A 21088-nucleotide genomic window follows, 5' to 3' on the forward strand; every position below is an offset into this window, starting at 1 on the left:
AACGGCCCGATCTCTCGCTGCCGCAGTGCATCGCGGCGCGGATCGCTGTCATGGACGCGGTCGGTGAACAGGCTGTCCGGACGGGGGTCTGTCCAGTTGTCGGTGTAAGTCGGGTTGAAGGGTTACTTGCGTCCGGCGGCCAGGCGGCCGTCGAAGGCGATCTCGAAGGCGTTGAGCGCGGGCTTCCAGCGGATCGTCCAGCGTTTGCGGCCGGTGCCGGTCGGGTCCAGGCTCATCACGGCGAGGTGGACGCACTTGAGTGCGGCCTGCTCGTTGGGGAAGTGGCCCCCGGCCTTGACCGCGCGGCGGATGCGGGCGTTGACGCTCTCGATGGCGTTGGTCGAGCAGATCACCCGCCGGATCTCGACGTCGAAGGCGAGGAAGGGCATGAACTCGGCCCAGGCGTTGTCCCACAACCGCACAATCGCCGGATAACGGGCGCCCCACTCCTGGGCGAACTCGGCGAACCGCTCGCGCGCCGCGGCCTCGGTCGGAGCGGTGTAGACCGGCTTGAGAGCCTTGGCGATGGCGTCCCAGTGCTGTCGGCCGGCGTAGCGGAAGCTGTTGCGCAGCAGGTGCACGATGCAGGTCTGCACGATCGTGCGCGGCCAGACCGTGGTCACCGCGTCGGGCAGCCCGGTCAACCCGTCGCAGACCAGTATGAGCACGTCGGCCACGCCGTGGTTGCGCAGCTCCGTCAGGACATGCAGCCAGTACTTCGTGCCCTTGCCGCCGTCCCCGGCCCCCAGGCCGAGGATGTCGCGGTGGCCCTCGCAGGTCACGGCCATCGCCATGTAGATCGGCCGGTTGGCGACCTGGCCGTCGCGGATCTTGACGTGGATGGCGTCGACGAACACCACCGGGTAGACCGGATCGAGTGGCCGGTTCTGCCACTCGACCATGCCTTCCACGGCCTTGTCGGTGATCGTGGAGATCGTCTGGCGCGATACCTCGGCGCCGTAGACCTCGGCCAGGTGCGCGCTGATCTCCCCGGTGGTCAGGCCCTTGGCCGACAGCGAGATGACCATCTCGTCCACGCCGGTCAGCCGCCGTTGCCGCTTGGCCACGATCCGCGGCTCGAACTCGGCGTTGCGGTCACGCGGCACGTCGATCTCCACCGGCCCCACGTCGGTGAGCACGGTCTTGGACCGGGTGCCGTTGCGCGGGTCGCCCGTGCCCCGCCCGGCCGGGTCGTGCTTGCCATAGTCCAGGTGGTCGGTGATCTCGCCTTCCAGGCCGACTCCAGCAGCCGCTTGGTCAGCTGCTGCAGCACCCCACCCTCACCGGTCAGCTTGAGCCCACCGGCACGGGCCCGGTTGACCAACTGCTCGTCCAAGCCGTCCAAGGCCATCGCGGCGGTCTCGGGCCTGGCGTCCTCAGCGTGCTCCACGCCGGACATCATCTCCGTCATCCGATGCTCATCCTTGATCAGGACTTACACCGACGTTTGTACAATCCCAGAGCCGACAACTGAACAGACCCGACTCAGTAGTAGTAGGGGTAAACCGCTACGGCAGAGTTGTAGTAGGTGCAGTGGGTGGGTGTGGTGCAGGCGCGGGTGGCGGTGCCGGCGGTGACTTGCACCAGCGGGTTGCTGGACAGCATCGTGGCGGTCATGACGTTGGCCAGGGGACCGAGGTAGGTGGCGGTGGTGTCGACGTGGGTGGTGGCGATCCAGTTGTCGCTCGCGTCGTAGTAGCGGATGGTCCAGTCGGGGACGGTGATGGAGGCGGTGGACTGGCTTCCGGTGGCGGTGCCGGAGGCGGGTTGGACCCGGCCGTAGACGATGGTGGGCGCGTCCACCGACACGCAACCGTGGTAGATCGAGGTTTTGACCTGGGCCGTGTTCGTGGCGAAGTCGGCCTCGATGACGTTGTTGGCGTCCTCGCAGACGACGGTCGGCTCGTCCGCGGCGTGCGCGGGAGTGGTCCCGGTGGCCAGGGCCGCGGGCAGGGCGGCCAGGGCGAAGGCGGAGAGCAAGGCGGTGAATCGGCGGTGCATCGGGATCTCCTTGGGGTGGTGTGGATTTCGTCAACGATCCCAACGTGCGCCTGTGGGCACCAGAGGTCGGTGGGGAGGGGCGCAGTGCTCCGGACGGGTGGTTCTGCCGGTGCGGATGGCCCGCCCGTGCACGGCGCAAGCCTGTCGGCAGCGAAGCCGCGACCGTGCGGTGAGGCGGCGGCGCGCCCTTGGCTCACCGAGCGGAGTCGCACCCGGTGAGCTTTCCCCGGTAGCCCCGAGTCCTTTCCGGACATGGTCCGGTGTGGCCTGAAGGGATTCGTCCGCGGCGCCGCCGAAGGAGTGCTCCGACTCCGGCCCGCCGGCTCGGCGTGCATCCGGAGGTGTTGCGGAACTGGATCCGGGGTGGACGAAGCCGACCGCGGTGGCCGTGGTGGCCGACCCACCGCGGCGGGTCCGAGAAGCTGCGCGGCCTCCGCGAAGAGCACGTGCACCTCAAGCCCCATCATGCCCGGAACAACTACCAGACGCCCTGATCACCGCCTTACCGGATGCCTAGGGGGCATCACTGTGACATGAGGCGGCGGAGCAGGAGGTATGCGGTGTTGACCAGTGCCGGTGGCCGCGGGAGGAGGCTGCGCCGGGTGTTGGCGAGGAGGGCGACGGCGGTGCGGGCGGTGGGGCTGAAGCCCACGAAGGCGGTGAAGCCCATGGTGGCGCCCCCGTGAAACAGCACGCTGTGCCCGTCGGCAGTCGTGCGCCGGTTCCAGATCAGGCACACCTGGTCAGCCGGCTGGTGTCTCCCACCGGACTCGACGTGCGGTACGTGGGTGGCGCGCAGTGCGGTGTCCAGGGGCGTCGTGCGGGGATCGAGGTGGGCTCGCAGGTAGCGCAGGAGGTCCGCTGCGTTCGAGCGGAGCGTTCCGGCGCCGGCGAAGGCCTGCATGGAACACGGCACCACGGGCGTGGAGCGGAAGTGGCCGATGGCGCTTCGCGGTGGCGGGGCCGGGTGGTCCGGCAGGGTCTCCAGCATCCCCAAGGGGTGGCAGACCCGTCGGATGAGCAGGGTCTTGCAGTCGGTTCCGGCAGCGTTGGCCAGTAGTTGCCCGAGGAGCGCGACACCGAGGTTGGAGTAGTGGTACCTGCTTCCAGGTGGTGTCCGCGGCCGCAGCCTGCTCGTGGTGCGGTAGAGGTCTGAAGTGGTGTAGTGGGCGAACACGTTGCTGGTGCGAGCTCGGGTGGTTTGCCAGAGCACTCGCGCCGGGGTGTGGGGGACCCCGCCGGTGTGGGTTGCCAGGTGGCGCAGCGTGATCGCGCGGGCTCGTGCGTCGCGCGGGATGGCGTGCGGGGGCAGGTAGGTGGTGATGGGGTCGTCGAGGCGGACTTCACCCGTATCGACCATGTGGGCCAGCAGCACGGCGGTGAACGTCTTCGTGATCGAGCCGATCTCGAACAGCAGGTGTGGGCCGTCAGCCGGCTCGGTGGCGCCACCGCGGTAGGCCGTGTGCTCTTGGCCGTGGCGTACCGCCGCGATGATCACATCGGGGGCCGAGCAGGTGAGCAGCGCGGCGTGGACCTGGGCGGCCAAGTCCGGGTCAGCACGGCTCATGAACACCGCCTTCGATGTCGCGGGACAAGGCCAGGGTGCCCGCCAGCACCGCGACCACGGTGCTGTGGTAGTGATCGACGAAGTCCTCGCGCGCGGTTTGGGGCGCGGGACTGCCGCCGCGGGGCATGAGTCCGTCCGGGCGTTGGGCATCGGCGTAGCGCTGCCAGATCCGCGGGGGGACGTGGGGTTGTGGCAGGCACAGGTCGACGATGAGCAGTTCACCGAGCAGGTCCCAGTCCTCCGCCTCCGCCCAGACCTCGCACCAGACCGGGAGCCACGAGTCGAGGTAGTCGCGCAGGGGTGGAGGCATGGCCTGCGGGGCGCGGCCCAAGTCCGTGAGGTGGAAGACCGCGTGCGTCACCGCGTACGCGGCCGTGGTGTCGATCGTCCACGGCTCCGGGGTTCGCCCGAGCCACGTCCGCGCGGCGACCCGCGTGGGCTCGTCGTACGGGGCGAACCCGGCGTCGCGCCAGGCGCGCAGCACGGCCAGCTCGCGCGTCGGCATCAGCTCCTGAGCTGCCGGGGATCGTGTTCCCCGCACGTGCCGCAGCAGACCGTCCAGACCGCGGTGGCGTCGCCCGGTGGCGGCGAAAACCGAGTAGAACTCCAGGGGGTAGGTGGCGGCAGGCTCTTGGATTTGCACCCGGTACAGCACCTCGCCGTGCCGCAGCCACCGCCAGGAGCACTCCAGCAGCTCGCGGCACGCCCGGATCTGCCGGGTGCCCGCGACTCCCTCGCGAAGCACGAACGAAGCCGCGAGGGCGAGTTCGACCAAGGGCTTGAGCACGGTGTCCACGTCCCACTCGACCTCGGGGATGTCGGTGGGCGCGGAGAAGAACTCCCGACTCCCGGCCAGCCAATCGGTGGCGGTGGAAGCCACCCGGTGGACGACGGCTTGGGGTGTGCTCATCGCTCCCCCTCCCGCAGGAGCACACGGGCAACGGCGAGGTGCAGCCTGGCGTGCGCGTCGTGACCGTCCCACAGCTGCACCCGCTCCAGCGCCGAATCGAGGTTCAACCCCGGCAGCGGCGGCACGGCCGCCAGCCACCGTGCGAGCCGCGCGGCGGTGAACCAGTCCTGCCGCAGGATCGCCTGGGTCAGTCCCCGGGCGAGGTCGAGCCGTCCCGTGGCGACTTGGGCGTGCAGCGGGTTGGGCAGCCTCGGCAGCACCAGGAACGCCAGTTCCGCCATGCGAGCCGACCACACCGGCCAGTCCCGGCCTCCCTCGTGGGCGGCCAGGGCACCGGGTCGGTCGGAGAGCGGCAACCGGGGACCGCCCACCAGGAACGACGCCTGGTCCAGCGCCCACCGCCGAAGACCGTGGAGCGGGGTTTCCCGGTCGCCCGGCCTGTCACCGAACAACCGCGCCGCGGTGAGGAGCACCTCGCCGTCGGCGGAGGTGAAAGGCAGTCGGTTGACCACGAAAGGCGCCAACGCGTCCGCACCGAGCACCCACACGGCTGCCAGGCCGGCCGTGCGGTGCGCCCCGTGACCGATGTGGTCGCTCAAGGAGAACGCGTGGTCCGCGCCGCTGAGGGCGCGGACCACGTCGTCGGCCAGGTGCTGCACCGCGGAGCTGAACCGCACCAGCGGTGGTCCTCCACCGGTGTCAGGCGTCCCGGCTCCGGTCACCGGACTCGCTTGGTCTCTCGCGTCGGCTCCTTCGGGTTGGGGGCCGAAACGATGATGATGTGCGCGGAGGGGCGGGTCCGCGGCGGCGGCGCCGTCACCCGCCCCGACGCGCGGATCAGTTCGGCCACTGCCAGCCTGTCCTCCGCCGAGACGACATCCGGTGCCGGACCGGCCAGGACGTGGACATGTGCCATGACGACCTCCTCACGTGGTCGACCCCGTGACGGGGGCGACCGATCACAGGGACTCCGCTTCGGTTCACGGGGTGATCTGGACGAAGAGCACGCTGTACACCGGCACGAGGGTCGTGTTGACCTGCTGGCCGATCCCCGGGGCGGAGACGGGCAGCCCCGTGCAGTCCGGTCCCGTCCACAAGGTCGCCACGTAGGCGGTGTCATTGCGCGCGGACAACTTCGGCCCGGACAAGTCGTAGCACTGGCCCACGTTCGGGTCCGTGATGGTACGAACCTGGCCTTGCAGGTTGGGCTGCTCGAAGGCGCAGAACGAGGGAACGCTCTGGCAGCCCTGCGCCGCGCCGGCCTGCGGGGCCGCCACGGCGAGCAACGCCGGGACCACCACCGCAACCGCGGCAGCCGCCATACCGCTGCCAATCCTATTAGGCATGAATCCTCCTTCAGCCGGCGGAGTGCAAGACGCGAGGGCAGATCGAACCCGTCGTGCTCGACGCGAATTGCCGCAACCCTGCGATGGGTCGATACGACACCATCTTCTGATCACTGCGGCCTGCACTTGAAAACCCTGCGGCTTTCTCCGGGGTATTCGACACCCGTGCAGCGGCACTGTCAACGGCGGGCCCGATATTCACCCGAGCGGACGCACGGGTTCGCCCGGCAATGGATCGTCAGTTGACCGGAAATTGATCGTCTTGCCGTGGATCGATCAGTCGCGGTCGAGGACCGCAGGCAGGTCGGGGAAGGCGTTCGGGGTCTCCGAACGCTTGGTAGGTGCCTGGTGGCGCACCTGCCGGTGGGACGGCCGTGACGACCCGGCGGCCCGCACGGGACAGCCCGGTTCCGCCGAACCGATCGGCTCCGGAATGCTTCGGGTCGACCACGCGGGATCGACCCGCCCAAAGGGACCATTGCCGCCGTCAACGAGACGGGAATAAATTTCCACGAGTACCGCCGGCTTCTTCCGTCGAAGATCTCCAGTAGTCGCCAGCCGTTCCGCGAGCGCAACCGGGCCGTATCCGGGCGCGATGAGAGGTTCTACCGTGGGAATGCGAGAGTCGCGGCGGACAGGGCACGTGGACCGGGTTCGGGCCTGGAACGCGACGGCCACCGATTATCCGCGGGACGCGCTCGTCCACGAGTTGTTCACCGAGCAGGCCCGCGCGACCCCCGATGCGGTCGCGCTGTCACCTCAGGACGGTGACGACCTGGACTACCGCGAGGTCCACCGTCGCATGGAGGACTTCGCCGCGTTGCTCGCGGCCAGAGGAGTCCGGACCGGCGATTCCGTCGCGGTGGCACTGGAACGCTCGGTGGACGCCTGCGTGGCCATCCTCGCCATCCTGCGCACGGGCGCGCGGTGGGTCCCCGTCGCCCCGGACGACCCTCCCGCGCGGATCTCGACCATCTTGGCCGACGCGGACTGCACGGCGGTGGTCACCGCGGCGGCCCACGGGGACGCGTTGCCCGGCGAGATCACCGCGGGGTCCCCCACGGACACCGTGGACGCCGGGCCACCGCCGATGCCGGAACCGACCGCGCGGGACCCCGCCTACGTCATGTTCACGTCCGGGTCGACCGGTATGCCCATAGGGGTCGTGGTGCCGCACCGCGGGATCGTGCGGCTGGTGCGGAACACGGGCCTTCTCGCGTTCGGGCCCGACGACGTCGTGTGCGCGACGGTCAACCCGACCTTCGACATGTCCGTGTTCGAGCTGTTCGGAGCGTTGTTGAACGGCGCACGCCTGGTGATCCCGATCCGGGAGACCGTCCTGTCCGCAGCGGTGCGGGAGACCTTGCGGCGATAACCGCGAAACGCACCACCGATCGAGGAGTCCACCATGACAGCGCACACCGCGGCAGCCGATCTCGCGGACCAGGCCGACGACGCGATGCGGGTCATCGCCGGCGCGGCGCCGCTGGTCGAGGTCCTGGTGTCACTGCACGACGGTCGCATCCCCTCCGTCGAGGAGTGCGGGCGCCCGCTGGACGCCGGGGCGGCCGCGGTGTCGGTCAGCACGAGCGTGGTCACCGACCCGGAGACCGGCGGGGACGCCGTCGCGCGCTTCGGGCCCGACCGGGTCGTGGGCACGGTCAACGCCCGGTACCGTTCCGCCGGGCAGGACGGCTGGACGGTCTACGTCGAAGGCGGCGAGAAGGCGACCGGGATCGACGTCGTCTCGTTCGAGCGAACCGTGACCGGACTCGGGTGCGGGGTGGTGATCGCCAACTGCGTCGACCGGGAAGGCACCGGGCGCGGCTTCGACCACACCCTCACCCGCGCCTTGGTCGAGGCCACCGGGCTTCCCGTGGTCGCTTCCGGCGGCAGCCGGACCGTGGAAGACCTCTACCAGGGCATCGCGGAAGGCGGCGCGTCCTGCGTGCTGGCCAACAAGATGTTCCACTCCGGCAGCGTCGCGATCGAAGGCGTCCGCCACGTCTCCCTGCCTGACGGGCGGTGACCCGGTGCGCAGCGTCGTGTTCTCCCAACACGGGCCCGCGTCCCGCGTCGTCGCGCTGGAGGACCGGCCCCGGCCTCGACCCGGCGCCGGCGAGGTGCTGGTGAGGGTCCGCGCCCGTCCGGTCAACCCGTCCGACGAGCTGTTCATCGAGGGGCGCTACGGTCGCCGTCCCACTCTGCCCGCCGTGCCGGGGTTCGAAGGCGTGGGCACCGTCGAGGAGACGACGACCGGCCGTCTCGACGTCGGCCAACGCGTAGCCCTGTCCTCCCGGGGCACCTGGCAGGAGTACGTCGCGGTGCCGGACACCGACGTCATCCCGGTACCCGACGGGCTGGCGGACCCGGTGGCCTGCCAACTCACCATCAACCCCCTCACCGCGCTCCTGCTGACCCGGCAACTCGCGCTGCGCGGCGGGGACTGGCTGCTGATCACCGCGGCCGGGTCCGCGCTGTCCCGCATGATCCTGCACCTGGCGCACCGCGATCACGTCCGGTGCGTCTGCGTCGTCCGCAGCGGCGGCCACGACGACCTGGTCCGCGCCGGAGCGGCTGCCGTGGTCGACACCACCACCGACGACCTGGTCGGCCGCGTGCGCGACTTGACCGATGGGCAAGGCGTCCACGCGGTGCTCGACGCCGTCGGCGGGGAACCCGGCAGCACCGCCCTCCGTTGCCTCCGCGACGGTGGCCGGGCCGTCGCGCTCGGCATGTTCGACGGCGGCATGATCACCGTCGATCCCCGTGCCCTGTTGTTCGGCGACGTGACCGTCCGCGGCTTCTGGCTGCCGCACCAGCTCTCCCTGCAGACCGCCGAGGTCCGCGCCGAGCTGACCGAACGCGCCCTCGACCTGCTGGGCACAGCCGACTTCGCCGCACCCGTCGCCGCCACCTACGACCTGGCCGACGTCATCACCGCACTGGACCACGTCCACCGACCCGGCCGCCGGGGCAAGGTGATCCTCACCGGTTGATCCGGACGGTCCGCGTCAGGGCGCTCACCCGCGTGCGGAGAGGACCGGCTCGACTCGGCGCACCTGACGATGATCCGTGTTCCTGCCCCGCGGGGGAGGTGAGGTGATGTCGGGTGGACCCGCATCGTCACCTCACGTGGTCACCGGGAAGTACGATTCCGGCTTCCACCACGGCGCAGCGGATCCCGTCACACATCGGTCCACCTGCGTGTGGTCGCCGGGGTTCGGCAGGCGTGCGATGGCTATCGTGGGCGTCATCGCGATGGGTGGCCAGGGGGTGTGCGGTGATCGTGTGGATCAACGGGGCGTTCGGTGCCGGGAAGACCACGCTGGCGGAGGAACTGCATGAGCGGTTGCCGGATGCGCTGGCCTTCGACCCGGAGTACGTGGGCTTCCTGCTGCGCCGGTGGGTGCCCGGCCCGGTGGCCGACTTCCAGGACATCCCGTTGTGGCGCAAGCTCACCGCCGAGTTCGCGATCGGGTTGTGCCGTGAGTACCGACGGCCGCTGATCGTGCCGATGACGCTGGTCGACACCGATTACCGAGACGAGATCCTGGAGCTGGTCAGCCAGGCCGGCGTGGACCTGCTGCACGTGTTCCTCGACGTCCCGTCGGACGAGTTGCGGCGCAGGATCGAAAGCCAGGTGCTGGTGCCCGACGACCCGGAGCGCGACGCGCGGGCACGGGAGTTCCGGCTCGGCAACATCGCCCGTTGCGTGGCCGCGAGCTCCGAGCTGCCGTCGGGGACGCTGGTGCTGCGGGGCGATCTGCTGACTCCCGGACAACTTGCCGACGAGGTGCTGGGAGCCACCACAACACGCGGGTGGAACGAGCCCGTTGGCCAGAGTGGACGTGGTGGCGGCTGAACGAGCCGTTGTCGAGAAGACTGCTGTCCCCTCCTTGGTTGCGCACCGCTGGTCCCTGGCCATGGCTTTGGCAGGCAGGTGATCGAGCAGGTCAGGCTGAGGATGGCCTGGTGGACCTCGGCCCGTCGTTCGGTGCGGGCGCGGACCAGACGGCGGTGCTCGTCGTGGTCGCGACCTCAGCCACAAGTGAAGCCGGCACGCCGGCTCATCCCGGACTGATCACTCGGTGAACGGCCTCGCCGAGCACGACCTCGGATCGCGGTCACGCGCACCCGCGTCAGCGTTACCCCCAAACAGTTCTTCGGTAGTCTGCGCCGCATGCCCGAGGAGTTCCGGAACCTCCGCGCGTTGGCACACCCGCTGGGGCTGCGCATCCTGTCGTTGTTGGCCGGCAGCGCGATGAGCGCCGCCGAGGTGGCGCGCGAGATCGGCGGGACGCAGGCCAACGTCAGCTACCACCTGCGCACGTTGCGCGAAGCGGGGTTGGTGGAGGTCGTCGACGAGGTGCGGGTGCGCGGCGGAATGGCCAAGCGGTACCGGCACGAGCCCTCCAGCGGCGAGCGGTTCGCCGAGCGCGACGTCGAGCAGGAGCGGGTGTGCGCCGCGGCGTTGGGCGAGGAGTTGCGCAGGCGCGGCGAGCACCGGCGGAACGGGCCGCCCAGCACCACCACCGACGCTGAGTTGTGGGTCGAAGAGCAGGTCCGGGACGCCGCCGTGGCGAAGGCCAGGGAGCTGGGCGTCCTGCGCCACGGTGCCGCGCGGGCGCCAAGGACGCCGGGCACGATCGGGGTGAGCGCCACCGTGTCGCTGTTCGCGATGGCCGACCGATGAGCACAGGGGTCTTCTCGCCGCTGCGGATCAGCGCGTTCCGCTGGTTGGTGGCCGGACGCAGCTGCACCCAGTTGGCCAACGCCATCGCGCCGATCGTGCTGGCCTTCGCGGTGCTGGACATGACGGGCAGCCTGATCGACCTGGGGATCGTGGTCGGCGCCCGGTCGCTGACCCTGGTGCTGCTGGCGGTGTTCGGCGGAGTGCTGGCCGACCGGCTGCGCCGGTCCGTCCTGCTGCAGGGGACGGCGTCGGCCGCCGCGGTGACCCAGCTGGTGATCGCCGCCGTGGTCCTGGCCGGTGTCCCGTCGGTGCCGCTGCTGATCCTGCTGAGCGTGTGCAACGGCGCGGTCGCGGCGATCTCACTGCCCGCCACGGCGGCCCTGACGCCCCAGACCGTGCCGGCGGAGATGCTCACGCAGGCCAACGCGGTGGCCCGGATCGGCGCCAACACCGGCCGGTTCACCGGCGCGGCGGTGGGAGGCCTGCTCGTGGCCGGCGTGGGGCCGGGTTGGGGCCTGGCGGGCAACGGCGTGGTGTTCGTGCTGGCGGCGCTGGCGTACGGCGGCGTCCGCTCGGGTCGTGTGCCGCGGCCGGAGAGCGCGGGTGTGCTGGCCGACCTGCGCAACGGGTGGCGGGCGTTCACCGAGCACACCTGGGTGTGGGTGATCGTGCTCCAGTTCATGGTGGTCAACGCCGTGGTGGCCGGTGGGTTGTTCGTCATCGGGCCCGCCGTCGCCGACGCGACCATCGGCCGCACGGCGTGGGGGTTCGTGATCGCCGCCCAGACCGCGGGTCTGCTGGTCGGCGGCCTGGTCGTCGCGCGGTGGCGACCGCGTCGGGCACTGGCGGTGGGCGTGCTGGTGGTGCTGATCGACGTGGTGCCGCTGCTGGTCCTCGCGAAACTGCCGCTGCTCGTTCCGCTGCTGGTGGCGATGTTCCTGGTGGGCGTGTCCAATGAGGTGTTCGTCGTCGCGTGGGACGTGTCGCTCCAGGAGAACGTGCCGGAGGACAAGCTGGCCCGGGTCTACTCCTACGACATGCTCGGCTCGTTCATCGCGCTGCCCATCGGTGAAGTCGCCGCGGGTCCGCTGGCAACGGCCTGGGGCGTCGACACCGCCCTGGTCGCCATGAGCGCCCTGCTCGTCGTCGCCACGCTCGGCGCCCTGTGCAGCGAACAGGTGCGAAACCTGACCCGCGAGCAACCCACGCCGTTGTAGCGGGCGCCAGGGGCAGTACAGCCGGCGAACGATTGTGACGAGGTCGGTCTGCGGATCGGGTGGCCAGGCCGGTGTCCGAACCTGCCGGGAGAGTGGGCGATCGCGCGCGGCCGCCGCGGTGGGTGCCGTGCACGCCGGTGCGGCCGGGTGGTGGGTGCCGACGCCCAGCCGAGTGTGCTCGTCGGGAAGCAGTCGGTGGCAGCACCGCGAGGGGTGCCCGGTCATCGGAGGGAGCCGCGGCCGAACCCGACCGGCCGGTCGTCATGCCCCGTCGGGCGACGTCGCCGCGCGCCTCGACCGCACACCCGCGAGTCCTTCGAGCGCCTGCCCCGCGCATGCCTCCGACCCGCGCGATCGCGGTTCCCGCAGGCACAGGACCGAACTCGGCCCACTGCCGCCCCATCCCCTGACGACTACCGGCGCACCTCCCGACAGACCCATGTACATGCCCGCAACCCCAGGGCAGAGTAAGCGTCCCGAGGACCGGTCCAGCCCGCGCGGCCCGGACCGCACCGCGGTCATCACCCCGAGCGGTCACCCCGCTCCAGCGGGCACGATCCGCCGTCGCACGCCCACGTCCTGGTGGAAGGACCCCCATGTCACGCACGCGCACAGCAGGTTCCCTCGCCCTCGCCGCGGCCGGTCTCGCCGCGGCGGTCGCGCTTCCAGCGGGGTCGGCCCAGGCCGCGCCGACGGAGGCGGCAGCCACCGTGGTCTGCACCGGCGGGCAGGACCAGCGCTACTCGCCTCCGCTCGGTCCGCTGCCGCAGACCACCACCGTGCACGTGGCGGAGGAGCTGACCTGCCTGGGAGGACCGTTCCTCACCGGAACCGCCACCGCCTCCTTCACGCAGCAGGCCAGTTGCCTGATCCCACCGCCCGCGGGCACGATCCCGCCGCCCAACGTCATCACCTACCACTGGAGCAACGGCCAGACCAGCACCATCACCTACACCCTCACCACCGTCGCCCGGGTCGGCAACCAGAACATCGTGACCACGGCCGGCACCGTCACCTCCGGGTACGCGCAGGGCTCGGTGGCCCAACGCGAAGTGGTGACCCTCGACCTCGACGTCCTGGGCTGCCTCGCCTCGAACATCGACCAGCAGCGCGGCAGCGAGACCCTCACCATCCTCCTGTGATCCCGGGACGAGCACCCGCAGGCGACACCTGGCGGCCGTCGGTGGCACGTCGACCCCTCGGCGTTCCGCCGGCGAGTGCGGCCACGGATCAACTCACCGTGCCGCGCGGTCGGGTGCCGCGACCTCTTCCGGGGTGCGACCCTGTCGTGCTGCGGCGAGGAGGGTTGCCGCGAGCACGGCGGCGGCTCGGGCGATTCGGAATGTCGTCGGCGAGGTGACCGCGTAGCCGCGTTCGACCCCGAGCACGGCCTTGAAGGCCGCCCTCGCCACGCCCCGGTCCGAAGGCAGGTCGGCGAGCCCCACAGGACCAGGGGGCCACCATCGGGTTCGCGGTGACGACCCGTAGCAGGCCGCGGCCCAGCATTTCCAGCGGCCACACCACCAGCAGCGCGACCAGCACCGCCAAGCGGAGGCACAGGCAGGCGAGCATCAGGAAGGGGAACAGCGAGAGGAGGACGTTCCTCTCGGGGGCCAGGCCGCCCGCGGTGATCACCGGCAGCACGGTGACCGTCACGGCGGCGGGCAGGAACCAGATGAACAGCGGCTTCGGGTGTCAGTCCTGAACGAGCGCGGCCGCGCCCCTGGCACGCACGAAGATCGCCGTCACGATGATCAGAACACCGGAGGTGCCGAACATCTCGCCCGTGTGCTCGCAGTCTCCGAACTGCCCGAACGTGGCAGCGGTGCAGGTCGAGCACGCCTGCGCCATCCCGTACCGCCGCACCTCCCGCCTGCGGGGACCGCCCGGCGTTCGGCGAGCGAGCGACCTGCGGGCGGACCGACCACCGCAGCCGCGCCGAACACAACGCCACGATCGCCGCCTATGTCCGCCGACGCGACAGCGACACCCGCCCCGGGACCGGCTTCACGGCCGACTCACCCGTGCGCACCTGGTTGCACCACCCACCAAGACACCCACATCATCCCGACCGGACAATCGACAGCCCGAACCGCGGGCCGTGGCATTCCTGCCGCGTTCGACACCGTCAGGGGCGCCCGTCGCGGCCTTCCGGCGAAGTCGGGGAGGAAGATCGGATCTTCGCTCCGACGTACCGGCCGGCCAGATGCCCACACACGCGCTCGTCCGCGGGCTGCCACCTCGGGCCACGTCACCACCGACCTCCGTGATCGACGCCCTCGGCGCCCACCACGTAGCTCGGCACCACCGTCGTTGTCCGACGTGTCACGCGAGGTGGCGCCCTGGGGGCTGTGCCGACCCGACGCCACCGCGCCGGCTCGCTCAGGTGGGGCGGCAGGTCAGTGTCGGCGCGGTGCCCCCACCGGTGGCCAGGAATCCGAAGGTGGTGGTGTTGCCGGCTCGGAGCGAGCCGTTCCACCCGACGTTCGTGGCGGTCACCTCGGTGGCGTGCTGCTCCAGGGTGGTGTTCCACGAGGTGACGACCTGCCGGTCGGTGGGCCACGTCCAGTTGACCCGCCACCCGGTGATGGGCGTGCGGCGGTCGTTGGTGACCGTCACGGTGGCGACGTGCCCGGTGCCCCAGTCGCCGTTGACCTGCAGGCGCGCCGTGCACCCGGCCGCCGGGAGCACCAGCACCGTGATCGAGTTCGCCGGGTACGTCGCGTCGACCCGACCTTCGGTCACCGGGAGGTCGTCGCCGCGCGCGATGGCACCCAGGTCGGCCGGGCCGTAGGTGAACCGCTGCGCCGCACCGGTGCCGTCGAACCCGGCCACCGACAGCGGTGACGCCAGGTCCTCGGCGGTCTTGTTCACGACCACGACGGTCAGCGCCCTGTCGGAGGAGCGCTCCGCCGCGTAGACCGCCAGCCGGCCCTGGTCGCCGGAGGTGGCGGACACGCTGACGTCGCCGAACCGGCCACCCGCGCCGTCGTAGTCGCGGTACACCCGGAACGCGTAGGCGCCCGGATCGGTCGGCTTCGGCTCACCCCACATCGTGGCGAGGTCCAGCCCTTCGCGCCCGAAGATGCCCAGGACGTCGGCCTGGGTCAGCGCGCCGTTGATGTCGTCCAGCGCACCCCAGTTGTACTCGGTGATGGCCGTCTTGGTGCCCGGGTAGTACTGGTCGACCCACGACTTCATGGTGCGGATGAACTGCAACGGCGGCGCGTTGACCCCGCCGGGGCCGATCCACGACTCCTCGACGTACGTCGGGTCCCACAACGACCGGGTGGACCGCAGCCGCAGGGCGTTGGCCTCCGGGTCCTTGCCGCCCGGGATCTGGGGGTAGAAGTGCTGGTCGAAGTAGTCGAGGTAGCGCGTGCCGCCGTGGGCGTCGCCGTAGTCCTTCATGTTCTTCAGGTACCACTGGGAGAGGTTGAGCCCGCCGTGCGCGGCCGAGTCGGCACCCGGCGCGCAACCGTCCACACCGGACGCGACCCACTCGCAGTACCCCCAGCCGGAGGGGCCGAGGGTCTTCGCGCTCGGGTCCGCGGCCTTGATCGCCGCCGCGGTCGCGGTGCCCTTGCCGCCCAGCTCGTCCATCGAGACCGGTTCGGGGTGCACGTCCCGGTGCGTGCTCGACCACAGCACCGGCTCGTTGTCGAGCTCGTAGATCGGGACACCGCCCTGGGCGGCCGTGCCGAACCGGTCCACCAGGTGCGCCACCATCTCGCCGGCGAACCCGGGGCCCGCGGGGATCGAGCTGTCGGTGGGCACGCCGGTGAGATCCTGCCCGTTCAGCCGGCCGTTGCCGCAGTTGGCGTCCCAGACGTCGAACCCGTCCTGTTGCGGGAACCGCGTCGCCGGGAAACCGCAGTTGAAGGGGTGCTGCGCCGGCGAGTCCTTGGCCACCCAGCCGACCATGGGCACGGCCACGACCGGCTTGATCCCGCGGTCGAGGTTGGATTCGACCATTCCTTCGACGGAGTGCTGCTCGTCGGCGACGATGTTCTCGAAGTACCAGTCGCTACCGGTGTTGTAGGTGTGGTTCTTGAAGTTGTAGCGGCTGGTGGCGTTGCCGCCCCACCGCGCCACCGACTGGCCGATCTCGGCGTTGAACGCCGGGTCGCCGCCGTTCAAGCCGTAGATGTCGGGGCTGATGGCGTGCCGGGCGGCGGACACGTCCACCGACAGGGCGGGTCCGGAGGTCGCCGCTTCGGCGCTGCCGGCCGTCTGCGCCATGACCGTCACCGGGACCAGGGTCACCGCCAACGCCGCGGCCGTGAGCGATCGCGATCCTCGCTGTCGTCGGTTGCTCGGCACAGCTTCCTCCACCCGTTCGGTCAGGACGTGGCGATGGTCCGGGGTTCGTCGGTGCCCGTTCGGCTCGTCGGCCACCCGGAACGTGCCCGGCCGCGACAACCCGTCGATGACGGTGGCGAGGACATGCCGGTACTCCTCCCAGTGGGCGACGCTGCGCGCCGGGATGGTGCTGACACCTGCCTACCACTCCGGGAGCGTTCCCAGAAGAGCTGTGGCGCGCGGTGGCTCGGGAAGCGGGAGCGGTGGTTCGTGCACGGCGCGTCGAAGCGGTTCGACTGCCCGTGGACCATACGGGACCTGCGACGGGCGGCGCAACGACGAAGTCCTCGTGACGGGACCGGACGGGTGGTCGAGGAGGCGTACCGCGCGAACTCGGGCTGCGGCGGACGGACGGCGCGGAGGCTGGCACCTGCCCGTCCTCACCTCCTCGCCCGGTGCCGGTCGCCGGCCCGTGGTCGTTAGTGGAAGGCACGTCTGGGTGGCCGACAGCCGAGTGCTGCCGATGTCCTCCGGCGGGCGGTGGCGGTTGATCGACGGTTTGGTGGAAGGACGATATTCCCCAAGTGGGCGGAACCGCCTTCTCGATGACCGACGCTCTCGAACTTCTGCGAAGGGTGCCAAACCTCCGGAGGAGCCCCCGCCTCCCGGCGCGAGTGCGGTGGAACTGGCCAGGCTGGAAAACCGGCTCGGATTTTCCATCCCCACGCCAACTGGCGGACTGGCTGTCCGTGTGCAACGGCTCCTATGCGGGTCCGGGGGGTCTACGGCATCGGCGTCGCCAGTTCGGACCTCGACATCCTGTGGAACCTCGATCAGAACCCGCAGTGGCTTGAGAATCGTTGGGTGCCAGTGGCCGGAGACGGTCTGGGCGACCAGTGCTTGGTCGTCTGTGGTGACTCGCACTTGCCCGGCGGGGCGATCATCTTCATCGATGTCGCCGAAGATCCAAATGCAGCTTCCTACCTTGTGGCGTCGAATCTCCTCCGCTTCCTCCGTTTCTTGTTCGAGAAGGAGCTCGGCGTCAAGGGATGGCCGTTCGACGAAGGGTTCGTGATCTCCGCGGACCCCGAGATCGGCGAGATGGGCGACCGGAGTCTGCTGCCTTGGAACAGGTGATGCAGGACGGCGTCGCGCAGCCCGACGTACCGGGTGCCCGTGAAGCCGCGGCGCACCAGGTCGGCGTGATGTGTCGCTACCGGACCCGGTAGCGACACATCATCGACCCCATCGGAGCCGGAGCGGCCCGGTCATCGCTCCGCGTGGCCGGTCGGCGCGAGGCTGACCGAGCGCCGCAGGACGTCGAGCGCGGGCAGCGCGTCGAGCACGGCGTCGGTGGGCAGCCCGAAATCGATCAGGCAGGCGACTTCGTCGACGTCCGCGTCGCGGATGGCCTCCACCACCTCGGCGCACTTGGCGATCCCACCGAGCAGCGCTCCGCCGTCGTAGTAGCGCTCGAACGCCCGCTCCACCAGGAAGTCCAGGTCGCCGGCCGGCAGGGCGGCCGGGTCGACGCGACGAGCGCCGGACACCCCCGATCCCAGCAGCAGCCCCAGGGAGCTGCGGATGTAGGACGACAGCGGCCCGCGCACCGCATCGCGGACCCGGTCGTCGTCCTCGCCGAGGAAGGTGTGCACCATCAGCACGACGTGGCCGCGGCCATCGGGTCGGGCCGCGCGGTACTGCGCGATCTTCTCCCGCAACTGGGCGAGGTCCTGGCCGATCAGGTGGGTCAGCAGCCCGCAGCCCGCGGCGCCGGCCGCGCGGAAGGTCTCGGCACTGCCCGCGCTGGTCAGCCACACGGGCAGTTCGGGTTGCACCGGAGGCGGGTACACCGCCAGTTCCCGCGGTTGTCCCGTGCCGTCGGGGAACGTCAGCCGTTCGCCCCGCCACAGCCGGCGCACCGCGTCGACGGCGTCCAGCGTCGCACGTCGCCGATCGGCGTAGTTCTCCGGGCGCAGCGCGAAGTCGGCGGCGTGCCAGCCGGAGGCGAAGGACAGGCCGACCCGTCCACCGGAGAGGTTGTCCACCACCGACCACTCCTCGGCGATGCGGGCGGGGTGGTGCAGCGGGGCGACGACGCTGCCGGCCCGGACGCCGACGCGCGACGTCACGGCCGCCACGGCCGCTCCGGTCACGGACGGGTTGGGGTACAGCCCCCCGAAGGGGTGGAAGTGCCGCTCGGGGGTCCACACGGCGGTGAACCCGTTCTCGTCGGCGAACCGCGCGCCGTCCAGCAGCAGCCGGTAGCGGTCCCGCTCGGTGGCGCCGCTGTCGTTGGCGAAGTAGAACAGGCTGAAGTCCACGGCGTCTCCTTACGCGGCAACCGGACGTCTGGTGCGCTCGGCCCACCGCGCGACCCCGGGTGCGGCCAGTCCCGCGCCGGCCAGTACCGCGCCGAACGCCAACCACCCCCACCAGCCGCCGGCCAGGACCAGGGTGGTGGCCACCACGGGGGTGACGACCTGGCCGAGCTGTCCCGACATGCCGAACAGCCCCTGGTACTGACCCTGGGCGTGCCGCGGGGCCAAGCCGAAGGACAGCGACCAGGACCCCGCGCTGTAGAACAGCTCGCCGATGACGTGCACCAGTGCGCCGACCAGCAGCACCGCCACGGCCACCCACGTCGGTCCGCCCCGCGCCAGGGCGAACACCGCGCAGCACGCCGCCAGCGCCAGGCCGGACCGGCGGAACGCCCGCGCGCCACCGGGGACGTCCTCGGCGGTGCGTCCCACGCGCACCTGGAGCAGCACCACGACCACCGTGTTGACCAGGAGCACGACCGAGTAGACCCACGTGGGCGCCCCGGTGCGCTCGGCGATCCACACCGGGAGCGCCACGGTGAGGATGCCGGTGTTCATCACCAGCACCGCGTTGAGCACCGACACCACCGCGAAGGGGCGGTCCCGCAGCACCTCCCAGCGCGGTCCGTCCTCCGGGCGCTGCGCGGGTGGCACGTGCGGCAGCGTCAGGTAGGCGATGCCCGCGACCACCAGCAGCAGGCCCGCGCCGACGAGCAGGCCGACGTAGACCGGGCGGGAGTCGAAGTGCAGTGCCACCCCTCCGGCCACCGCGCCGAGCGACACGCCGATGTTGGCCATCACCCGGAGATAGGACCAGGCCGTGACCCGCTCACCCGGTGGGACGACACCGGCGATCAGCGCGCCGCGCGCCGCGTCGGTCGCCGCTTCGGCGGCGAGGACGAGGCTCGCCGCGACGACGAGTCCGGCGAACCCGGTGACGAAGGCGTACCCGCAGATCAGCAGCCCTTGCAGGACCATGAACGCCACCGTGGTCAGCCGCGGTCCGAGCAGGTCGGCGGCGTGGCCTGCGGGTACGCCGACGACCATGCCGACGGCCGCGCCGATGGTCAACGCCACCCCGACCTGCCCGGCGGGCACCTGCACCGCGCGGATGAAGTACAGCACGCCGACCGACAGCAGCACACCGTTGCCGATCGTCTTGGCCAGGTTGCTCAGGCACAGCACCCGCACCACCCCGGGAGGGGGGACGACGTTCGCCCACAGGCTCACCGCGCGCTCCTCACCGCATCGCCCGCGAGCGCCCGCAGGGCAGCGCGGTCGACCTTGCCGTTGTCGTTGAGCGGCAGGGACTCCAGGTGGCGCAGGCGACGCGGCACCATGTGCACCGGCAGTTCGCGGCGCAACCACCGGGCGAAGTCCCGTTCGGGCCGGGGGGTGCCGGTGTAGAAACCGACCAGCTGGGCGTCCGCACCCTCGTCGTCGGTGACCACGACCGCGTGGTCGACGTCGTCGTGGCGTCGCATCGCCGCCTCCACCTCGCCCGGCTCGACCCGGTACCCGCGCAGTTTGACCTGGTCGTCCAACCGGCCCAGGTGCACCAGTCCGGTCGGTTCCCGGCGCACCCGGTCACCGGTGCGGTAGTAGTGCGCCGGGGTGATCGGGCCCGCGGGACCGGCGAACCGGCCGGCGTTGTCGGCGGGGTCGAGGTAGCCGTCGAACCGCTGCGACCCGCGCACGCACAGCTCGCCCTCGGAGGCCGGTTCGCCGTGCTCGTCGAGCACGACGTGGTCGAGGAACGGGTAGACCGGTCCGATGGGGACCGTGCCGTTGGTCGTCTCGGGCCAGTCGGCCGGGTCGACGGGCAACGTGTAGTCCGTGCAGGCGATGGTCAGCTCCGTCGGCCCGTACACGTTGTGCAGCAACGAGTCCGGTGCCGTCGCCCGCCAGGCGAGCGCCTGGTCGCGAGTCAGCTGCTCGCCGATGAAGACGCTGTGCCGCACGGTTCGCGCTCGCCCCACGGGGAGGTTGCCCAGCTGGGCGGCGACGGAGACCACGGAGGGCACCGAGAACCAGTGGGTGATGCCGCGGTCCACCAGGTAGTCCACCGGTGTCAGCAGCTCCGCGCGCTGGGGCACGACCAGGGTCGCCCCTGCCGACCAGGTGGCGAACAGGTCGAACACCGACGGGTCGAAGGTCAGGTCGAAGGTGTGGGAGGTGCGGCAGCCCGGCCCGAGCTGGAAGCGGGCCACGTTGTGCTCCAGGTAGGGCAGCACGTTGCGGTGGCGGATCGGCACGCCTTTGGGGCGACCGGTGGAACCGGAGGTGAACAGGATGTAGGCGACGTCGTCGTCCACGGCCGCGTGCGGCGGAGGAGAACCTTGTGGCAGCTCGAAGAGCTGCTCGTCGCTGAGCAGCAGGTGCTCGACCCCTTCGACCGGGCCGCCGACCACGATGTCCACTTCGGACAGTTCGCACATGGCGCGGTTGCGGGCGGCGGGGTAGGCGTGGTGCAGCGGGACCACGGCCGCGCCGGTTCGCAGCGCCGCGAGGTACCCGGCGAACGACAGCAGGTCCCGGGTGGCGAACAGCCCGACGCGGACCGGTGGCCGGCCCAGGTGCGCCACCAGCCGCCCCGCGACCGCGTCGGCCAGCTCGGCCAACCGCCGGTAGGACACGTGCCTGCCCCCGACTTCGACCGCCACCGCGTGGGGGTTCCTCCGCGCGGTGGCGGCGAACAGCTCGTAGAGCGTCACCTCGCACCTCCTTC

General features: G+C 71.0%; 19 protein-coding genes and 1 pseudogene. 8 read left to right on the forward strand and 12 right to left on the reverse strand.

Features of this window, described 5'->3' with window-relative positions:
* Positions 1–122 precede the first annotated feature (122 nt).
* The 7 genes and pseudogenes from ACIGNX_RS01340 to ACIGNX_RS01370 all read right to left on the reverse strand — a co-directional run bounded on the left by ACIGNX_RS01340 (position 123) and on the right by ACIGNX_RS01370 (position 5800).
* Positions 123–1411 (reverse strand): annotated as a pseudogene (locus tag ACIGNX_RS01340) (IS256 family transposase).
* A gap of 74 nt (positions 1412–1485) precedes the next feature.
* Complete coding sequence (locus ACIGNX_RS01345; protein ID WP_396535041.1) at positions 1486–2001, reverse strand: hypothetical protein; 516 nt, start codon at positions 1999–2001, stop codon at positions 1486–1488.
* A 523-nt stretch (positions 2002–2524) separates the two neighbouring features.
* Entirely contained in the window at positions 2525–3568 is a 1044-nt protein-coding gene (locus ACIGNX_RS01350; RefSeq protein ID WP_396535043.1) for a serine hydrolase domain-containing protein, read from the reverse strand.
* Positions 3555–4478, reverse strand: coding sequence for a DUF6895 family protein (locus tag ACIGNX_RS01355; protein ID WP_396535045.1), 924 nt, complete (start codon positions 4476–4478; stop codon positions 3555–3557). The genes ACIGNX_RS01350 and ACIGNX_RS01355 overlap by 14 nt, the downstream gene beginning before the upstream one ends.
* Complete coding sequence (locus ACIGNX_RS01360; RefSeq protein ID WP_396535047.1) at positions 4475–5155, reverse strand: hypothetical protein; 681 nt, start codon at positions 5153–5155, stop codon at positions 4475–4477. Before ACIGNX_RS01360 ends, ACIGNX_RS01355 begins: the two co-directional genes overlap by 4 nt.
* 41 nt (positions 5156–5196) lie before the next feature.
* Positions 5197–5394, reverse strand: a complete 198-nt coding sequence (locus tag ACIGNX_RS01365; protein ID WP_396535049.1) for a hypothetical protein — start codon at positions 5392–5394, stop codon at positions 5197–5199.
* 64 nt (positions 5395–5458) lie between these two features.
* Positions 5459–5800 (reverse strand): peptidase inhibitor family I36 protein, encoded by a 342-nt coding sequence (locus ACIGNX_RS01370; protein ID WP_396535051.1) that lies wholly within the window; start codon positions 5798–5800, stop codon positions 5459–5461.
* A 667-nt stretch (positions 5801–6467) separates the two neighbouring features.
* On the opposite strand from ACIGNX_RS01370, the gene ACIGNX_RS01375 reads away from it, so the two are divergent.
* From ACIGNX_RS01375 to ACIGNX_RS01405, 7 genes are all read left to right on the forward strand, one after another.
* On the forward strand, positions 6468–7199 hold the full coding sequence (locus tag ACIGNX_RS01375; protein WP_396535053.1) for an AMP-binding protein: 732 nt from the start codon (positions 6468–6470) through the stop codon (positions 7197–7199).
* Between the two features lie 33 nt (positions 7200–7232).
* The gene (locus tag ACIGNX_RS01380) at positions 7233–7853 is read left to right on the forward strand and encodes a HisA/HisF-related TIM barrel protein (RefSeq protein WP_396535055.1); all 621 of its coding nucleotides are present in this window, start codon (positions 7233–7235) and stop codon (positions 7851–7853) included.
* Positions 7854–7857: 4 nt separating this feature from the next.
* Entirely contained in the window at positions 7858–8823 is a 966-nt protein-coding gene (locus tag ACIGNX_RS01385) for a zinc-dependent alcohol dehydrogenase family protein (protein WP_396535057.1), read from the forward strand.
* 284 nt (positions 8824–9107) lie between these two features.
* Positions 9108–9689, forward strand: a complete 582-nt coding sequence (locus tag ACIGNX_RS01390; RefSeq protein ID WP_396535059.1) for an AAA family ATPase — start codon at positions 9108–9110, stop codon at positions 9687–9689.
* Positions 9690–10007: 318 nt separating this feature from the next.
* Positions 10008–10520 (forward strand): ArsR/SmtB family transcription factor, encoded by a 513-nt coding sequence (locus ACIGNX_RS01395; protein WP_396535061.1) that lies wholly within the window; start codon positions 10008–10010, stop codon positions 10518–10520.
* Positions 10517–11737, forward strand: coding sequence for an MFS transporter (locus ACIGNX_RS01400; protein WP_396535063.1), 1221 nt, complete (start codon positions 10517–10519; stop codon positions 11735–11737). The genes ACIGNX_RS01395 and ACIGNX_RS01400 overlap by 4 nt, the downstream gene beginning before the upstream one ends.
* A gap of 596 nt (positions 11738–12333) precedes the next feature.
* Positions 12334–12879 carry a hypothetical protein gene (locus tag ACIGNX_RS01405; RefSeq protein ID WP_396535065.1) on the forward strand — a complete coding sequence of 182 codons (546 nt, stop codon included), beginning with the start codon at positions 12334–12336 and terminating at the stop codon, positions 12877–12879.
* 553 nt (positions 12880–13432) lie between these two features.
* Here ACIGNX_RS01405 and ACIGNX_RS01410 read toward each other — a convergent pair.
* Both ACIGNX_RS01410 and ACIGNX_RS01415 read right to left on the reverse strand, forming a co-directional pair.
* Positions 13433–13588 carry a hypothetical protein gene (locus ACIGNX_RS01410; RefSeq protein WP_396535067.1) on the reverse strand — a complete coding sequence of 52 codons (156 nt, stop codon included), beginning with the start codon at positions 13586–13588 and terminating at the stop codon, positions 13433–13435.
* 531 nt (positions 13589–14119) lie between these two features.
* Positions 14120–15979 carry a glycoside hydrolase family 44 protein gene (locus ACIGNX_RS01415; protein WP_396535644.1) on the reverse strand — a complete coding sequence of 620 codons (1860 nt, stop codon included), beginning with the start codon at positions 15977–15979 and terminating at the stop codon, positions 14120–14122.
* 825 nt (positions 15980–16804) lie between these two features.
* Here ACIGNX_RS01415 and ACIGNX_RS01420 point away from each other — a divergent pair.
* Positions 16805–17176: a hypothetical protein gene (locus ACIGNX_RS01420; protein WP_396535069.1), complete on the forward strand. Its 372-nt coding sequence runs from the start codon at positions 16805–16807 to the stop codon at positions 17174–17176.
* Positions 17177–17307: 131 nt separating this feature from the next.
* Here the strand turns inward: ACIGNX_RS01420 and ACIGNX_RS01425 are convergent, their stop codons facing one another.
* Genes ACIGNX_RS01425 through ACIGNX_RS01435 form a run of 3 tightly spaced genes read right to left on the reverse strand, consistent with a single transcriptional unit; the run spans position 17308 to position 21074 of the window.
* Positions 17308–18363: a MupA/Atu3671 family FMN-dependent luciferase-like monooxygenase gene (locus ACIGNX_RS01425; protein ID WP_396535071.1), complete on the reverse strand. Its 1056-nt coding sequence runs from the start codon at positions 18361–18363 to the stop codon at positions 17308–17310.
* A 9-nt stretch (positions 18364–18372) separates the two neighbouring features.
* Positions 18373–19590 (reverse strand): MFS transporter, encoded by a 1218-nt coding sequence (locus tag ACIGNX_RS01430; protein WP_396535073.1) that lies wholly within the window; start codon positions 19588–19590, stop codon positions 18373–18375.
* The gene (locus ACIGNX_RS01435) at positions 19587–21074 is read right to left on the reverse strand and encodes an amino acid adenylation domain-containing protein (protein WP_396535075.1); all 1488 of its coding nucleotides are present in this window, start codon (positions 21072–21074) and stop codon (positions 19587–19589) included. Before ACIGNX_RS01435 ends, ACIGNX_RS01430 begins: the two co-directional genes overlap by 4 nt.
* Positions 21075–21088: the final 14 nt, after the last annotated feature.

Origin of the sequence: Actinosynnema sp. NPDC053489 (assembly GCF_044544865.1) — a bacterium.
Taxonomy (GTDB): Bacteria; Actinomycetota; Actinomycetes; order Mycobacteriales; family Pseudonocardiaceae; genus Actinosynnema.

What these genes read in the sequence shown, in the direction of transcription:
- ACIGNX_RS01350 (WP_396535043.1), bottom strand. Translation starts at nt 3,568, where the DNA reads ATGAGCCGTGCTGACCCGGACTTGGCCGCCCAGGTCCACGCCGCGCTG.
- ACIGNX_RS01410 (WP_396535067.1), bottom strand. Translation starts at nt 13,588, where the DNA reads ATGGCGCAGGCGTGCTCGACCTGCACCGCTGCCACGTTCGGGCAGTTC.
- ACIGNX_RS01370 (WP_396535051.1), bottom strand. Translation starts at nt 5,800, where the DNA reads ATGGCGGCTGCCGCGGTTGCGGTGGTGGTCCCGGCGTTGCTCGCCGTG.
- ACIGNX_RS01355 (WP_396535045.1), bottom strand. Translation starts at nt 4,478, where the DNA reads ATGAGCACACCCCAAGCCGTCGTCCACCGGGTGGCTTCCACCGCCACC.
- ACIGNX_RS01400 (WP_396535063.1), top strand. Translation starts at nt 10,517, where the DNA reads ATGAGCACAGGGGTCTTCTCGCCGCTGCGGATCAGCGCGTTCCGCTGG.
- ACIGNX_RS01395 (WP_396535061.1), top strand. Translation starts at nt 10,008, where the DNA reads ATGCCCGAGGAGTTCCGGAACCTCCGCGCGTTGGCACACCCGCTGGGG.
- ACIGNX_RS01420 (WP_396535069.1), top strand. Translation starts at nt 16,805, where the DNA reads ATGCGGGTCCGGGGGGTCTACGGCATCGGCGTCGCCAGTTCGGACCTC.
- ACIGNX_RS01405 (WP_396535065.1), top strand. Translation starts at nt 12,334, where the DNA reads ATGTCACGCACGCGCACAGCAGGTTCCCTCGCCCTCGCCGCGGCCGGT.
- ACIGNX_RS01415 (WP_396535644.1), bottom strand. Translation starts at nt 15,979, where the DNA reads ATGGCGCAGACGGCCGGCAGCGCCGAAGCGGCGACCTCCGGACCCGCC.
- ACIGNX_RS01345 (WP_396535041.1), bottom strand. Translation starts at nt 2,001, where the DNA reads ATGCACCGCCGATTCACCGCCTTGCTCTCCGCCTTCGCCCTGGCCGCC.
- ACIGNX_RS01365 (WP_396535049.1), bottom strand. Translation starts at nt 5,394, where the DNA reads ATGGCACATGTCCACGTCCTGGCCGGTCCGGCACCGGATGTCGTCTCG.
- ACIGNX_RS01380 (WP_396535055.1), top strand. Translation starts at nt 7,233, where the DNA reads ATGACAGCGCACACCGCGGCAGCCGATCTCGCGGACCAGGCCGACGAC.